This window comes from Porphyromonas sp. COT-108 OH2963, assembly GCF_000768895.1.
Classification (GTDB): Bacteria; Bacteroidota; Bacteroidia; order Bacteroidales; family Porphyromonadaceae; genus Porphyromonas_A; species Porphyromonas_A canoris.
In genome coordinates this window covers 236,024-251,836 of the sequence record NZ_JRAP01000008.1, presented here as the reverse complement: position 1 = coordinate 251,836, position 15,813 = coordinate 236,024, and the positions used below count along the sequence as shown (strand labels likewise).

10 protein-coding genes and 5 tRNA genes are annotated in these 15,813 nt (G+C 43.3%); all 15 read left to right on the top strand.

Translation table 11 applies throughout. The features are described 5' to 3' along the window. Positions 1–502 precede the first annotated feature (502 nt). The 15 genes from HQ39_RS04765 to rpoC all read left to right on the top strand — a co-directional run bounded on the left by HQ39_RS04765 (position 503) and on the right by rpoC (position 15,539). Positions 503–2,368, top strand: a complete 1,866-nt coding sequence (locus tag HQ39_RS04765) for a DNA topoisomerase IV subunit B (RefSeq protein ID WP_036864163.1) — start codon at positions 503–505, stop codon at positions 2,366–2,368. 123 nt (positions 2,369–2,491) lie between these two features. Next, positions 2,492–2,565: transfer RNA gene (locus HQ39_RS04760), tRNA-Thr, on the top strand. 23 nt (positions 2,566–2,588) lie between these two features. Continuing rightward, a tRNA-Tyr gene (locus HQ39_RS04755) sits at positions 2,589–2,671 on the top strand. 37 nt (positions 2,672–2,708) lie between these two features. Beyond that, positions 2,709–2,781: transfer RNA gene (locus HQ39_RS04750), tRNA-Gly, on the top strand. Between the two features lie 12 nt (positions 2,782–2,793). Continuing rightward, positions 2,794–2,865, top strand: a tRNA-Thr gene (locus HQ39_RS04745). 46 nt (positions 2,866–2,911) lie between these two features. After that, positions 2,912–4,099, top strand: coding sequence for an elongation factor Tu (gene tuf / locus HQ39_RS04740; RefSeq protein ID WP_036791311.1), 1,188 nt, complete (start codon positions 2,912–2,914; stop codon positions 4,097–4,099). A gap of 121 nt (positions 4,100–4,220) precedes the next feature. Continuing rightward, a tRNA-Trp gene (locus HQ39_RS04735) sits at positions 4,221–4,293 on the top strand. 71 nt (positions 4,294–4,364) lie between these two features. Beyond that, positions 4,365–4,553, top strand: a complete 189-nt coding sequence (gene secE / locus HQ39_RS04730) for a preprotein translocase subunit SecE (protein WP_036792668.1) — start codon at positions 4,365–4,367, stop codon at positions 4,551–4,553. A gap of 14 nt (positions 4,554–4,567) precedes the next feature. Further along, on the top strand, positions 4,568–5,113 hold the full coding sequence (nusG, locus tag HQ39_RS04725) for a transcription termination/antitermination protein NusG (protein WP_036791314.1): 546 nt from the start codon (positions 4,568–4,570) through the stop codon (positions 5,111–5,113). Positions 5,114–5,194: 81 nt separating this feature from the next. Next, positions 5,195–5,638: a 50S ribosomal protein L11 gene (gene rplK, locus HQ39_RS04720; protein WP_036791317.1), complete on the top strand. Its 444-nt coding sequence runs from the start codon at positions 5,195–5,197 to the stop codon at positions 5,636–5,638. 13 nt (positions 5,639–5,651) lie between these two features. Further along, entirely contained in the window at positions 5,652–6,350 is a 699-nt protein-coding gene (gene rplA, locus HQ39_RS04715; RefSeq protein ID WP_036791320.1) for a 50S ribosomal protein L1, read from the top strand. Between the two features lie 11 nt (positions 6,351–6,361). After that, positions 6,362–6,889, top strand: coding sequence for a 50S ribosomal protein L10 (gene rplJ / locus HQ39_RS04710; RefSeq protein WP_036791322.1), 528 nt, complete (start codon positions 6,362–6,364; stop codon positions 6,887–6,889). A 36-nt stretch (positions 6,890–6,925) separates the two neighbouring features. After that, positions 6,926–7,303 carry a 50S ribosomal protein L7/L12 gene (rplL, locus tag HQ39_RS04705; RefSeq protein ID WP_036791325.1) on the top strand — a complete coding sequence of 126 codons (378 nt, stop codon included), beginning with the start codon at positions 6,926–6,928 and terminating at the stop codon, positions 7,301–7,303. A gap of 108 nt (positions 7,304–7,411) precedes the next feature. Next, a complete protein-coding gene (gene rpoB / locus HQ39_RS04700; RefSeq protein ID WP_036864162.1) occupies positions 7,412–11,224 on the top strand; it encodes a DNA-directed RNA polymerase subunit beta in 3,813 nt (1,270 codons plus the stop codon). A gap of 31 nt (positions 11,225–11,255) precedes the next feature. Further along, positions 11,256–15,539: a DNA-directed RNA polymerase subunit beta' gene (gene rpoC / locus HQ39_RS04695; RefSeq protein ID WP_036848019.1), complete on the top strand. Its 4,284-nt coding sequence runs from the start codon at positions 11,256–11,258 to the stop codon at positions 15,537–15,539. Positions 15,540–15,813 lie beyond the last annotated feature (274 nt).

Here is a 15,813-nt window from a genome sequence, read left to right as displayed (position 1 = left end):
TTGAAAAATTAAACACGTTAAGCCGACAAAATATGCTCGTTTACCGTTTTTGCTCAATAGATGTCGAAATTTGTGTTAATAAATCGGTCTGATTTAACAAATTCGGCACCTCTCTGAAAACAACCCCTCTGATCAAAATAGAGAGACCGAAAAAAATGAGCATTTTTCGGGATGAAATATATAAAAACGGAGGCTGGACGGGGCGGTGAACCGAAAGAGAAAATGTCTTAAAACTTCCCGGCTCTCGCTTAGGAAGTGTCTTTTTGTTCAACGAGGTCTGTTAAGGGCTTCTGTCATAATCCTATCCGGAGTGTTTTGGAGGGTTTGAGGTGAGAAGGGATGCTTTCCGGCTCTTCGGGTGGAGCGGTGGATGAAAAGGGTGAATCGGGATTTTGATTTTACAGCATCGGGCAAGCTCTCTTTTCTTTCCTCTTATGGTGATTTAGCTCCCACTTCTTTTTTGTATCTTTGACCCTCAAACAGATTGAGATAGACTCCCGGCATGAGCAAAGAAACCCTACAAGATCACAATTATACCGACGATAAAGTTGTTACATTAGACCCTATGGAGCATATCCGGAGGCGTCCGGGAATGTATATAGGTAAGCTCGGAGATGGAACGAGTCCGGATGACGGAATATATGTCCTCCTCAAGGAGGTGATAGACAACGCCATAGACGAGTACTCCATGGGGTATGGCAACCGAATAGAGATTACCATAGATGAGGACGGGCTTGTTGTCGTAAGAGACTTCGGGCGTGGCGTGCCGCAAGGATCGCTGAGAGACATCGCCGGAAAGATGAACACCGGAGCGAAGTATGACGATGAGGTGTTCAAAAAAGTGGTCGGACTCAATGGAGTAGGGCTTAAAGCCGTGAATGCTCTCAGTGATCGGATGGAGCTTTCATCGTTCCGCTCAGGAAAAGGGAAGAGCGTGGTGTTTGAAAAAGGGATATTCGTCTCCGAAACAGACTTCTTCGACTGCGAGGATGAGAAGGATGGCACCAAAGTGTTGTTCCATCCCGACCCTACGCTGTTTAAGGAGTACCATTATATTAAAGACTATGTGGAGCAGATGCTGAAGATGTACTGCTATCTTCACACCTCGCTTACCATCTCGTTCAATGGCAAAAGATTCAGCTCGAAAAGAGGGTTGCAGGATCTGTTGGAAGATACCATGACGGGAGAAGCACTCTATCCGATCATCCATCTCAGCGGTAAAGATATAGAGATAGCCATGACCCACTCTTCGCAGTATGGGGAAGAGTACTACTCTTTTGTGAATGGACAGAATACGATTCACGGGGGTACGCACCTCTCTGCATTCAAAGAGCATGTGGCTAAAACCATAAAAGAGTATTATGGTAAAAACTTCGATGTGGGCGATGTACGCTCCGGAATAGTGGCGGCAATAAGCATCAGGATTCAGGAACCACTCTTTGAGAGTCAGACCAAAACGAAGTTGGGCTCCAGAGATATAGCGGAGGGCGGAATCTCTTTGGGTAAATTCGTCGGAGATTTTCTCAAGGTGGAGCTGGACAACTATCTGCATAAAAACTCCGAGACAAGCGACATCCTTTACAAAAAGATACTTGAGAGCGAAAAGGAGCGTAAGAGCATTGCCGGCATTACCAAGCTTGCAAAAGAGAGGGCAAAGAAGTCTTCCATCCACAACAAAAAGCTCCGCGACTGCACCTACCATTATAATAACCCGAAAACACCCCGTCCGGACGATACGTCAATCTTTATCACCGAGGGACTTTCGGCAAGCGGTTCTATCACGCAAAGCCGGGATGCGGAGTATCAGGCTGTGTTTTCTCTTCGGGGAAAACCGCTCAACTGCTACGGACTTTCCAAGCGAGTGGTGTATGAGAACGAGGAGTTCAATCTCCTTCAAGCCGCTCTTAATATAGAAGATGGTATAGACAACCTCAGATATAATAAGGTCATCGTGGCAACCGATGCCGATGTGGACGGTATGCATATCCGTCTCCTCATCATAACGTTCTTCTTGCAGTTTTTCCCCGATCTGGTTCGCCAAAAACACGTATATATATTACAGACACCTCTTTTCCGGGTGAGAGATAAGGGCGAAAAGCAGACCATCTACTGCTATGACGAGAAAGAACGGGACGAAGCCGTGGTAAAGCTGGGGTCTAATGCCTCTATCACCAGATTTAAGGGCTTGGGAGAGATCACGGCAGAGGAGTTTAAGCACTTTATCGGAGCGGATATCCGACTCGATCCTGTGGTTATGAGGAAAGAGGATAGCATAAAGGAGCTGCTCGACTTCTATATGGGGAAGAATACACCGGACCGTCAAGAGTTCATCGTATCCAATCTTGAGGTGGAAGATGATGTATTATAAGCCATTCGGAAGTAGGAAATGAAAAAATATTTGCTCGCTACTTGCACAATCGAAAAATAGTACTTAAATTTGCACCCGAAAGCACTTGAAAGAACGACAGAGGTTGTTTGGGTGTTTGAATAAGCCTCTTTAGCTCAGTTGGCCAGAGCACGTGATTTGTAATCTCGGGGTCGTTGGTTCGAATCCGACAAGAGGCTCACCTTAAAAAGAAAACATGGAAGGGCAGTTTCCAGAGTGGCCAAATGGGGCTGACTGTAACTCAGCTGACGTTCGTCTTCGGTGGTTCGAATCCATCACTGCCCACTTAAATAAAATCTACAGGTCTATAATAGGTCTGAATGCGGAAGTAGCTCAGTCGATAGAGCATTAGCCTTCCAAGCTAAGGGTCGCGGGTTTGAGCCCCGTCTTCCGCTCTCTTTTTTTTCGCCTATGTAGCTCAGGGGTAGAGCACTTCCTTGGTAAGGAAGAGGTCCCGGGTTCAAATCCCGGCATCGGCTCTGAGAAACAAGTAAGAAATTTAACCCATATATAACATTTTAAATTATGGCAAAAGAACATTTTAATAGGAGTAAGCCCCACGTAAATATCGGTACTATCGGTCACGTGGACCACGGTAAGACTACTTTGACTGCCGCTATTACTACAGTATTGGCAAAGAAGGGTCTTTCTGAATTGCGTTCTTTCGACTCTATCGACAACGCACCAGAAGAAAAGGAAAGAGGTATCACTATCAATACTTCTCACGTTGAGTATGAAACTGCTAACCGTCACTATGCTCACGTTGACTGTCCTGGTCACGCCGACTATGTGAAGAACATGGTTACCGGTGCCGCTCAAATGGACGGTGCTATTATCGTTGTGGCTGCTACAGATGGTCCTATGCCTCAAACAAGAGAGCACATCCTTCTTGCACGTCAGGTAAACGTTCCTCGTCTTGTTGTGTTTATGAACAAGTGCGACTCTGTTGATGACCAAGAAATGCTTGAACTTGTGGAAATGGAAATGAGAGAACTTCTTTCATTCTATGACTTCGATGGTGATAACACTCCTGTTATCCAAGGTTCTGCTCTTGGTGCTCTTAATGGAGATGCAAAATGGGAAGATAAGGTTATGGAGCTTATGGATGCAGTAGATAACTGGATTCCACTTCCTCCACGTGATATCGACAAACCATTCTTGATGCCGGTTGAAGACGTATTCTCTATCACAGGTCGTGGTACTGTTGCTACCGGTCGTATTGAGACAGGTATCATTAAGACAGGTGAAGAAGTTCAAATTATCGGTCTTGGTGCTGCTGGCTTGAAATCAGTTGTTACAGGTGTGGAAATGTTCCGCAAGATTCTTGACGAAGGTCAAGCCGGTGATAACGTAGGTCTTCTTCTTCGTGGTATCGATAAGAACGAAATCAAGCGTGGTATGGTTATCACTCACCCTGGAAAGGTTACTCCTCACAAGAGATTTAAGGCTGAGGTGTATATCTTGAAGAAAGAAGAAGGTGGTCGCCACACTCCATTCCACAACAAGTATCGTCCTCAGTTCTACATCCGTACTCTTGACGTTACAGGTGAAATCACTCTTCCTGAAGGAACAGAAATGGTAATGCCTGGTGATAACGTAACTATTACTGTCGAACTTATCTATCCGGTAGCATGTAGCGTAGGTCTTCGCTTCGCAATCCGTGAAGGTGGTCGTACAGTAGGTGCCGGTCAGATTACAGAACTTCTCGACTAATACGAGTGATCAGACCTTGAGAGTAAAAATTTTGCCACTCTCCCTAAAGGTCTCATAAAATAACAGTGAGAGGTGCTTCCCCTCCGTGAAACACAGATGATAGCACCTCTCACTTTTTTATACGGGTTTAGCTCAGTTGGTAGAGCACTGGTCTCCAAAACCAGGTGTCGGGAGTTCGAGTCTCTCAACCCGTGCTAAAAATCTTAAGATTACGATGGCAAAATCAAATACTAATGCGGTTGCAAAACCGAATATATTTGTGCGCATGGCAAATTACCTCAAAGAGGTATATGAAGAATTGCGCTACAAGGTTTCATGGCCTACTAAAGCCGAATTGGCAAACAGTGCAGTAATAGTCCTTATTGCTTCCATCATTATTGCTGTTTTTGTTTTCTTAGTAGATAAGAGCTTTGAAACTATTATCTCCGAACTATACAAGTTGATCACGCGTTAAGAAGATTCTGAGCAATGCAAGGGAATTCTGACGTTAAGTATTATGTCCTTCGCGCTGTAAGTGGCAAAGAGGTAAAGGTAAAGGAGTACATAGAAGCTGAGTGTAAGCATACAGATCTCGGCCGCTATGTACACAACGTGCTTATACCTATGGAAAAGACATTTATAGTGCGTGGAGGTAAGAAGATCGCAAGAGAGAGACCGTACTTTCCGGGCTATGTCTTTGTGCAGGCTGAGCTTGTGGGCGAGGTGCAGCACAGACTTCGAGTAACTCCTAACGTGCTGGGCTTCTTGGAAGCGCATCCGGACCCTGTCCCTTTGCGTGAAGATGAAGTTAAGCGTATGCTTGGGATTGCCGATGAGCTTACCGAAAGGATTGCCGACATGGATCTGGAATTCTATGTGGGAGATAAGGTCAAGTTGGCCTTTGATCCTTTTACCGGTTTCTATGGTGAGGTGATAGAAGTCTATCCCGAGAAGCAGAAGCTGAAGATCTTGGTTAAGGTCTTTGGTAATCCGACTCCTATGGAGGTAGGCTATTTACAGGTAGTGAAAGAGTAGTTTTTAGGAGTACGTGTTACGGTATTCCGATGATTTCTACTTTTTCTCATTCGATTTTTTAATACACAAAAATGTTCAAAAATGGCAAAAGAAGTTGCTGGACAATTAAAGTTGCAAATTAAGGGTGGCGCAGCTAACCCTTCACCTCCTGTGGGTCCTGCACTAGGTGCAAAGGGTCTTAACATTATGGAGTTTTGCAAGCAATTCAATGCCAGAACCCAAGACAGCGCAGGTAAAATTCTTCCTGTCGTAATTACCTATTACGCAGATAAGAGTTTTGACTTCGTTGTTAAGACTCCCCCTGTGGCTATTCAACTACTTGAAGCAGCTAAGATTAAGTCTGGCTCTGCAGAACCTAATAGAAAGAAGGTGGCAGAAATCACTTGGGAACAAGTGAGAGCCATTGCTACGGATAAGTTGGTGGACCTAAACTGTTTTACTATCGAATCTGCAATGAGATTGGTAGCAGGAACAGCAAGGAGTATGGGTATTTCAGTTAAGGGTGAATTCCCGGAAAATAATTAAATTCGATTAGACAATGAGTAAACTTACAAAGAATCAGAAGTTGGCTTTGAGCAAGGTCGAACCCGGGAAAATGTACACATTGAAGGAAGCATGTGCTTTGGTTAAAGAGATTACAACCACCAAGTTTGATGCTTCTGTGGACATTGATATTCGCCTTGGCGTTGACCCACGTAAAGCAAACCAGATGGTAAGAGGTGTAGTTTCTCTACCACATGGTACAGGTAAGGAAATTAGGGTTTTGGCTCTGTGTACACCCGACAAAGAGGCAGAAGCTAAAGAAGCTGGAGCCGACTATGTAGGGCTTGATGAATATATTGAAAAGATAAAAGGTGGCTGGACAGACATTGACGTAATCATTACTATGCCTGCTATTATGGGTAAGATTGGTGCGTTGGGTCGTGTTCTCGGACCTCGTGGTCTTATGCCTAACCCAAAGAGTGGTACCGTAACCAACGATATCGCTCAAGCTGTAAAAGAGGTTAAGCAAGGTAAGATAGACTTTAAGGTGGATAAAGCCGGTATTGTTCACACATCTATTGGCAAGGTATCTTTCTCTGAAGATAAGATCCGTGACAATGCTAAGGAGTTTGTTGCTACCATCCAAAAGCTTAAACCTGCTGCAGCTAAGGGAACATATGTTAAGAGTATCTTTCTATCGAGTACCATGAGTTTGGGTATCAAAGTAGATCCTAAATCTGTGGAAGAAATTTAAATTTGTGAACTATGAGAAAGGAAGATAAAGTAACAGTTGTAGCCTCTCTGAAAGAGGCAATAGAGGCATATCCTCATTTTTATCTGACAGACGTTGAAGCACTGGACGCAAAGAAAACAAGCGAACTCAGAAGAGAGTGTTTTAAGAGAAATATCAAGCTTGTTGTTGCTAAGAACAAGCTTTTGATGCGTGCTCTTAGTGAAGTGAATGAAGAGCTTTATGCTCCTTTGTTCGCTACTCTAAAGGGAAGCACAGCTGTGATGTTCTCTGAGAATGCTAACGCTCCTGCAAAGCTTATAAAGGATTTTACTAAGGGCTCTAAGGGCGAAGGCAAACCTCAATTGAAGTCTGCTTATGCTCAAGAGGGTATTTATATTGGCGCAAATCAGCTTTCTACTCTTGAAACAATTAAGAGTCGTGAAGAGCTTATCGCTGATGTAGTAGCTCTTCTTGAATCTCCTATCAAGAACGTTCTTTCTTCACTTCAGTCTGGAGGAAATACTATTCATGGAGTGCTTGAAACTCTCCAAAAAAAATAATAATCAAGTCAAATACAACTAAAAAATTATACTGAAATGGCAGATATCAAAGCTATTGCTGAACAACTAGTGAACCTAACGGTTAAAGAAGTTAGCGAACTCGCTACTATCCTTAAAGAAGAATACGGCATTGAGCCTGCTGCAGCTGCTGTTGCTGTTGCTGCTGGTCCTGCTGCTGGTGCAGCTGAAGCTGTAGAAGAAAAGACATCTTTTGATATTGTTCTTAAGTCTGCAGGCGCAGCTAAGCTTCAAGTGGTTAAGGCTGTTAAGGAACAATGCGGCCTTGGTCTTAAGGAAGCAAAAGACATCGTAGATGGAGCTCCTTCTACTGTTAAGGAAGGTGTAGATAAAGCTACTGCTGAGGCTCTTAAGAAAGCTCTAGAAGAAGCAGGTGCTGAAGTAGAAATTAAATAATCTACGCTTGTAAGCCCTGTTTTTAACAGGATATGGTTAAGATCCCACTGCAAAGTGGGTTCTTAACCTTTTCGTGTCTTATTTCCTTTTTTACCTTATTTGCTTCATATGTCCAAACAAAATCGTACGCAAAGAGTCAATTTTGCATCCATAAAAAATCCATTTCCTTTTCCGGACTTCTTGGATGTTCAGCTGAAGTCGTTTAAGGACTTCTTGCAATTAGATACTCCTCCGGAGAAGAGAAAAAAGGAGGGCTTGTATAAGGTGTTTGCTGAAAACTTCCCTATACATGATACCAGAAATAACTTTGTACTTGAATTTTTGGACTATTATATAGATCCTCCGAGATACACAATAGATGAGTGTATCACACGTGGTCTTACTTATAATGTTCCTCTCAAGGCTAAGATGAAACTTTACTGTACAGATCCGGATCATGAGGATTTTGATACAGTGACTCAGGATGTCTATTTGGGTGCCATACCCTATATGACAAATAGTGGTACATTCATAATAAACGGAGCAGAACGTGTTGTCGTTTCCCAGATGCACCGCTCTCCGGGTGTTTTCTTCAGTGAAAGTATGCATGCCAACCGCACCAAACTCTATTCGGCAAGGATTATTCCTTTCAAAGGATCCTGGATAGAGTTTGCTACGGATATTTCTAACGTGATGTATGCATACATTGACCGTAAAAAGAAATTACCCGTAACCACTCTACTAAGAGCTATTGGTTTTGAAACGGATAAGGCTATTCTGGACATTTTTGGAATGGCAGAAGAGGTTAAGGTTACTAAGACTAATCTCAAAAAATATCTTGGGAGAAAAGTTGCAGCACGTCTTTTGAAGACATGGTTAGAGGACTTTGTTGATTCTGAAACAGGTGAAGTCGTTTCTCTGGAGAGATATGAGGTCATTCTGGATCGTGAACAAGAGTTGACGGAGGACAATATGCAACATGTTTTGGATTCCGGAGTATCATCTATTCTTCTTCATAAGGAGGATGAAGGAGGATTGGACTTCTCAATCATTTCCAATACATTCCAAAAAGACCAATCTAACTCCGAGAAAGAAGCTATAGATCATATCTATAAGCAGTTGCGTAATCAAGATCCTGTGGACGAAGCTTCTGCTCGTGAGGTGATTACCAACCTTTTCTTCTCTGAAAAAAGGTATGACCTTGGAGACGTTGGTCGTTACAGAATAAATAAGAAACTCAATCTGGATATAGATCCGGATGTCAAGATATTGACCAAAGAGGATATTATTGCTATTATCCGATACTTGGTCGAACTCAAGAATAACAAACAGACAATAGACGATATAGACCACTTGTCTAATCGTCGTGTCCGTACAGTGGGAGAACAGCTGTACAACCAGTTTGGTGTTGGTCTTGCAAGAATGGCTCGCACTGTAAGAGAGCGTATGAACGTGAGAGATAATGAAGTCTTTACTCCTATAGACCTTATCAACGCAAAGACAATCTCTTCAGTTGTTAACTCATTCTTCGGAACAAACGCACTGTCTCAGTTTATGGACCAAACCAATCCTCTTGCCGAGATTACTCACAAGAGAAGATTGTCTGCTTTAGGTCCCGGAGGTCTTAGCCGTGATAGAGCCGGATTTGAGGTTCGAGACGTTCACTACACACACTATGGTCGCCTCTGTCCTATTGAGACACCGGAAGGGCCAAACATTGGTCTTATCTCTTCTCTGTGTGTATATGCTAAAATCAATGAACTTGGATTTATTTCCACTCCTTACAGAAAGGTTGTAAACGGAAAGGTAGATTTCTCTCCGGAGGGCATTGAGTATTTTACTGCAGAAGCAGAAGAGGACAAGACAGTGGCTCAAGGTAATGCTCCACTGAACGAAGATGGCAAGTTTATCAATCCAATGGTAAAGTCTCGTTATGCGTCAGACTTCCCCGTTGTATCTCCTGATAAAGTTGACCTTATGGACGTATCTCCCACTCAGATTGCATCTATTGCTGCATCTCTTATTCCTTTCTTGGAACATGACGATGCTAACCGTGCTTTGATGGGTTCTAACATGATGCGTCAGGCTGTACCTCTTATTCAGCCGGATGCTCCTATTGTGGGTACGGGTATCGAAAGCCAGTTGGTAAGAGACTCTCGTTCGCAAGTTGTTGCAGAGCGTGATGGTGTTATCGAATATGTAGATGCTACCGTAATAAAGATACGCTATGATAGAACAGAAGATGAAGCCTTTGTTTCGTTTGATGATCCTATTACAGAATATAGGCTACCGAAGTTCCGTAAAACGAACCAAAGTACAACTATAGACCTTCGTCCTATCTGCCGAAAAGGACAGAAGGTTAAGAAAGGAGATATCCTCACAGAAGGATACTCTACCCAACAAGGTGAAATTGCTTTGGGACGCAATGTGCTTGTTGCATATATGCCTTGGAAGGGGTACAACTATGAGGATGCTATTGTATTGAATGAGCGTCTTGTTCGTGAAGATATATTTACATCTGTTCATGTTGATGAGTATATCTTGGAAGTGCGTGAGACAAAACGAGGATTGGAAGAGTTGACTTCTGATATCCCGAATGTTTCCGAAGATGCTACAAAGGATCTTGACGAACGAGGCATTATCCGAATAGGAGCCCATGTAACACCGGGAGATATTTTGGTCGGAAAGATCACTCCAAAGGGAGAATCGGACCCAACTCCGGAAGAAAAACTTCTTCATGCAATCTTTGGGGATAAAGCCGGAGACGTTAAGGATGCTTCTCTTAAAGCTACACCATCTCTCTCCGGAACCGTTATCCAAACCTGTCTATTCTCTCGTGCTATGATGACGAGAAAGGATAAAGCGGCGACACGTGATGTCTTAAAAGAAATGGATAAGGAGTTTGAGAGAGTATGTGAAGACCTCAAGGAGGTTGCAATACAAAAGCTCATTAAGATTATTCAAGATAAGGTTTCAGCCGGAGTGATGAATTATCACGGTGCTGAGGTCGTATCTAAAGGAACAAAATTTACTCCTATCGTTCTTTCTCAGATACAGTATGACGAAGTACAACTTAATGGTTGGACCAATGATGAGCATACCAATGACCTTATCCGTGCTTTAGTTCAGAACTATTTACGTAAGGTTAAGGAGCAGGAATCCGAACTTCGCCGACGCAAATATGATCTGACTATTGGAGACGAGCTACCTAATGGTATCGTTCAAATAGCTAAGGTGTATATTGCGAAGAAGAGAAAGATTCAGGTTGGAGATAAGATGGCAGGACGTCACGGTAACAAGGGTATTGTTTCTAAGATTGTTCGTTATGAAGATATGCCGTTTATGGATGATGGTACTGCTGTTGATTTGTGTTTGAATCCGCTTGGTGTACCTTCCCGTATGAACCTTGGACAGATCTTTGAAGCAGTGCTTGGTTGGGCAGGAAAAACTCTTGATACTAAGTTTGCCACCCCTATCTTTGATGGCGCCAAGTTAGAAGATTTGGACTATTGGACAGATAAAGCTTCTCTGCCTCGTTATGGAGCAACACGCTTGAGAGACGGAGGAACCGGAGAATATTTTGACCAGCCGGCAACAGTCGGAGTAACCTACTTCTTGAAGTTGGGACACATGGTTGATGATAAGATGCACGCACGTTCTATCGGTCCATACTCTTTGATAACTCAACAACCTCTTGGAGGTAAGGCTCAGTTTGGTGGTCAGCGTTTCGGAGAAATGGAGGTTTGGGCTCTTGAAGCTTATGGCGCAGCACACATCTTGCAAGAAATCTTGACCATAAAGAGTGATGATGTGGTAGGCCGTTCTAAAGCCTATGAAGCTATTGTCAAAGGAACTCCAATGCCTACACCGGGTATCCCGGAATCTTTGAATGTATTGTTGCATGAACTCAAAGGTCTTGGCTTGAGTTTTACATTGGATTAAAAAGAATCGAACTTCACATACGCATTTACACATGGCTTTTAAAAGAGACAATAAGATAAGGAGTAATTTTACCAAGATAACAATTGGTATTGCCTCACCGGAAGAGATTCTTGAAAACTCAAGTGGAGAGGTCCTAAAACCCGAAACAATAAATTATAGAACGTATAAGCCGGAACGAGATGGCCTTTTCTGTGAGCGCACCTTTGGTCCTGTTAAGGATTATGAGTGTCATTGCGGAAAGTACAAGCGTATTCGTTACAAAGGAATTGTTTGTGATCGCTGTGGTGTAGAGGTTACAGAAAAGAAGGTTCGCCGTGAGCGTATGGGACATATCTCTCTGGAAGTCCCTGTTGTTCATATTTGGTATTTCCGTTCAAATCCTAACAAGATATCATATCTTCTCGGCATTCCTGCCAAGAAGCTGGAGTCTGTAATTTACTACGAAAAATATGCTGTTATTCAGCCGGGTATTGTAGAGTCTGTAGAGGTTAATGACCTGCTGACAGAGGATGAATACCTGGAAATTTTGGCTTCTCTGCCCAAAGAGAACCAATATTTGGATGATAGTGATCCCAATAAATTTATAGCAAAAATAGGAGCAGAAGCTATCTATGACCTACTTGCACGTGTCGATCTTGACAAACTCTCTTACGAACTTAGAGACAGAGCGTCTAAGGACTCTTCTCAGCAACGAAAGAAAGATGCTTTGAAGCGTCTTCAAGTAGTGGAAAGTTTCAGAGCAAGTCAAGGACAAAATCGTCCCGAATGGATGGTTCTAAAGGTTGTTCCTGTGATTCCACCGGAATTGAGACCTTTGGTGCCTCTTGATGGTGGTCGCTTTGCAACATCTGACCTGAACGAGTTGTATCGTAGAGTTATCATACGTAACAATCGTCTTAAAAGACTTCTTGAGCAGAGAGCTCCTCAGGTAATCCTTCGTAATGAGAAGCGGATGCTTCAGGAAGCAGTGGATAGCCTTTTTGATAACTCTCGTAAGTCAAGCGCAGTCAAGAGCGAAAGCAATCGTCCATTGAAGTCTCTAACAGACTCTCTAAAGGGAAAGCAAGGACGTTTCCGTCAGAACCTGCTTGGTAAGCGTGTCGATTATTCTGCACGTTCCGTTATTGTGGTTGGTCCTGAGCTTAAGATGCACGAGTGTGGTTTGCCAAAATACATGGCAGCAGAGCTTTACAAGCCATTTATCATACGTAAGTTGATAGAGCGTGGCATTGTTAAGACCGTTAAGAGTGCTAAAAAGATTGTGGATCGTAAAGAGCCGGTCGTTTGGGATATTTTGGAACACGTGATCAAAGGACACCCTGTTCTTCTCAACCGTGCTCCTACACTTCACCGTCTCGGTATTCAGGCCTTCCAACCTAAGCTTATAGAAGGAAAAGCTATTCAGCTGCACCCTCTTGCTTGTACGGCATTTAATGCCGACTTTGACGGGGACCAGATGGCTGTTCACCTTCCTTTGTCCAATGAGGCTATCTTGGAAGCACAGATCCTTATGCTGGCTTCTCACAATATCCTTAACCCTGCAAATGGAGCGCCTATTACCGTACCATCACAAGATATGGTACTTGGACTTTATTACATCACCAAGATCCGTAAGAACAGCAAGGGTGCAGGTCTTGTATTTTATGGACCGGAAGAAGCTTTCATTGCTTATAACGAAGGAAAGGTTGGTATCCATGCACCGATTAAAGTCGTGGTAGACGATTTGGATGAAAGTGGCAACGAAATTTCACACATGGTTGAAACTTCCGTTGGACGACTTTTATTCAACGAATGTGTCCCCGAAAAGATAGGCTATGTCAATGCCCTTCTTGGAAAGAATGCTCTTCGAGATATTATTGGTTATGTCATAAAGAAGAGAGGTGTTGCAGCAACGGCACACTTCCTTGACCACATAAAGGATCTCGGTTATAATATGGCATTTAAGGCAGGTCTTTCATTCAACCTTTCAGATGTTCTTATCCCACAGGAGAAAGAGCAGCTTATTCAAGAGGGATATGAGGAGATAAATGCCATTACTGCCAATTATAGTATGGGTTTTATCACCAATAACGAAAGATACAACCAGATCATAGATGCTTGGACACATATCAATACAAGACTGTCCAATATCTTGATGAAACAGCTCAGCCAGGATAACGAAGGATTTAATCCGATCTTTATGATGATGGACTCCGGAGCGCGTGGTTCTAAGAGTCAGATCAATCAGCTTTCAGGTATTCGTGGTCTTATGGCTAAACCGCAGAAGAGTGGTGCGGATGCAGCCCCGACTATGGAGAACCCTATTCTTTCTAACTTTAAGGAAGGGCTATCTGTTCTTGAGTATTTTATCTCTACTCACGGTGCTCGTAAAGGTCTTTCCGATACGGCTCTTAAGACAGCCGATGCCGGTTACCTTACTCGTCGTCTTGTGGATGTTTCCCAAGATGTTATTGTGACAGAAGATGATTGTGAAACACTTCGTGGCTTGGAGATTTCGGAAATAAAAGAGAACGATATTGTTGTTTCTTCTCTTTATGAACGTATTCTTGGTCGTGTTTCAGTTCATGATATAATCCATCCTAATACGGGAGAGACTCTCGTTTATGCCGGAGAAGAGATTACAGAAGATGCTGCACAACGGATACAAGATTCTCCTATTAAGAGTGTAGAGATCCGTTCTGTTCTTACTTGTGAGTCCAAGAAAGGTGTCTGTGCAAAGTGCTATGGTCGAAATCTTGCCGTTGGTACTATGGTCCAGATCGGAGAGGTTGTCGGCGTTATTGCGGCTCAATCCATTGGTGAGCCGGGTACACAGCTTACACTTCGTACTTTCCACGCCGGAGGTATTGCATCCAATGCTACACAACAGAACTCTTACAAAGCCAAGTATGATGGTATTTTGGAGATTGATGAGCTTCGTACAGTGGATTTCGTAGAAGAAGACGGAAGTATTACCAAAATAGTGGTGAGCCGTCTTGCCGAATTGCGTCTTATTGATCCAAATACTCGAATGGTTCTTGTCAATAACCATATCCCTTATGGAGCACGTTTGTTCTTCAACATTGGGGATAAGATACAGAAGGATGCTGTCCTTTACGAGTTTGATCCATTCAATACCGTTATTATATCCGAAGCTGCGGGTACACTTGCATACAATGGCATTGTTGAGAATGTTACTTTCAAAGTAGAGCATGACTCTAACGTGGAGGTCGGACACACAGACAACGTCATCATTGAATCTAAGGATAAGAATCTTTCACCGGAATTCCGTATTTTGGATAAGGATGGCAATATAGATCGTACTTACAACCTTCCGGTAGGTGCTCGTTTTAGCAAGAAAGAAGGTGAACGAGTAAATCTGGGAGATATCCTTGTAAAGATTCCTCGTACAAGCAACTCCGGAGGGGACATCACGGGAGGTCTTCCTCGTGTAACCGAGCTGTTTGAAGCACGTAATCCGAATAATCCTGCGGTTGTTTCCGAAATTGATGGAGAAGTATCTTTAGGTAAGATTCGTCGAGGTCATCGGGAGGTAACTGTTACTTCCAAGCTTGGAGAAGAGAGAAAGTATCAGGTGCCATTGTCAAAGCAACTGCTTATTCAAGAGAAAGAGTATGTCCGTGCAGGAACACCTCTCTCTGATGGTGCGATAACTCCTGCAGATATTCTTGCCATACAAGGCCCAAATGCTGTGCAGGACTACATTGTTAATGGTATCCAGCATGTCTATCGCCAACAAGGGGTAAAGATCAACGATAAGCACTTTGAAGTTATTGTGCGTCAAATGATGCGTAAGGTTGAGATCGTTGAGCCGGGAGACACACGATTCTTGGAACAACAACTCGTAGACCGTATAGAGGTTCAGGAAGAGAATGATCGCATATGGGGCAAGAAGGTTGTGGTAGATGCGGGAGACTCGGAAATTTACAGTCCCGGGCAGATCATCACCGTTCGCAGACTGAGAGACGAGAACAGTTCATTGAAGCGAAGAGACTTGCGACTTGTTCAAGTAAGAGATGCTCAACCTGCTACGGCAAATCAAGTATTGCAAGGAATTACTCGTGCTGCGCTTCAAACCAATAGCTTTATGTCTGCCGCATCATTCCAAGAGACACCTAAGGTCCTCAATGATGCTGCAATCCAAGGCAAGGTAGACTATTTGGAGGCTCTCAAAGAGAACGTTATCTGTGGACACTTGATACCTGCCGGTACCGGTTTCCGTATGTACGACAAACTTATAGTTGGTTCTAAAGAGGAGTTGGAAGCCCATAAAGTCGCTACTCTTGCAGGACCGGTGATTATGCCGGAAGACTAACTTTATTTAGCATAAATATTATTTCACGGAAAGTCCCGCCATACAGCTGTATGGCGGGACTTCTTTATTCTCCCTCTTGTTAGCACATTCTCACACAACTTAGGAGGCCTAATGCCAAAAAGGAAGGAGTGGTTTTTTGAACTTCCAAAGGCAGTTCTCCAAACCACTCCTAATCTCGCATACGGCACCCTGATACTACCTTTGATCAATGCTATCTGAAGCAACTTGTCTCTTTCGTATCAACCGTACTATTACTTCCGTCCACTGGTAGTCT